Annotated in this window: 1 protein-coding gene; it reads right to left on the reverse strand. The window is 32.6% G+C overall.

Going from position 1 to position 984, the window contains the following annotated elements; genetic code table 11:
- Window positions 1-24 precede the first annotated feature (24 nt).
- Entirely contained in the window at window positions 25-888 is an 864-nt protein-coding gene (locus tag EXE09_RS18645; protein WP_130118253.1) for an IS982 family transposase, read from the reverse strand.
- Window positions 889-984: the final 96 nt, after the last annotated feature.

Consider the following 984-nt stretch of genomic DNA (forward strand, 5'->3'; position numbering starts at 1 on the left):
TAACCTGAGTTCGATGAAAATTGTTTAGTTTGCAATCCAATTTTTAAAAGTTGGTTTGCTAGGATTTAAACAATAAGCGATTACTGCCGACATAATATTCACCATAAAATTATTAACCGAACGGTGACGTGAATGATCTATTTGATGCAAATTTTTTAATTGATCATTCACTGTTTCTATCAAACCACGTCGTGATAATAATTGCTTCTCAAGTAATGTTTTTGAGTCTTTTTGCTTCATATTTTTTCGCGAAGGTGTTAATAATTTTAGCCCTCTTGCTATTAATGCTTCTTTTTTTGTTCTACTTAAATAACCCTTATCACCAAGCAGGATGCCCTTAAATTCTGAAGTAAGTTCCTCTAGTACTGCAACATCGTGAACATTGGCTGAGGTAACTTTCAAATTAATGATCTCACCTAAGTTATTGATCACAAGGTGTAATTTGAATCCATAAAACCATCCAGTACTACTTTTCCCTCTATTCGCAAGGTTTTTAAATACACGGTGTCGTTTAATTCTAAGATTATGACAAACAACGAGCTTGGTTGAATCAATGATACTAATTCCTGTATCGGTTCCTTTAATTTGATGAAAGAAACAACTAAGTGCTTGCAAGCAACGAGGCATAATTTCAACAAAACGGTTATAGCTAAGAAGTTTAGGGAAAGCAGATTTCCAAAAAGGGATGACCATATGGCAATAAAAATATTTAAAGAATCTAAATCCAGATTGGTGGAATAAAATCACGATTGTCATGATTTCAGATAAGCTTAAAGCAGATTTCTGTGGCATCTGATTTTGATGAGCAATGAGAGATTTTTCTAAAGATTCATCAAATATTTTGCAAAAATCATCCAAAAGACAAAATAATTCTGTAATATGATCCATGAAAAAGCCTTAGGTTGTAATGTTTTGTCTTGAGAACCAATACGCTACAAATTCTAGGGCTTTTTTTCTACTCTTTTTTTGATCGAACTCAGGTTA

Origin of the sequence: Acinetobacter sp. WCHAc060025, assembly GCF_004209355.1 — a bacterium.
In the GTDB taxonomy this organism is placed as follows: Bacteria; Pseudomonadota; Gammaproteobacteria; order Pseudomonadales; family Moraxellaceae; genus Acinetobacter; species Acinetobacter wuhouensis.

What these genes read in the sequence shown, in the direction of transcription:
- EXE09_RS18645 (WP_130118253.1), bottom strand. Translation starts at nt 888, where the DNA reads ATGGATCATATTACAGAATTATTTTGTCTTTTGGATGATTTTTGCAAA.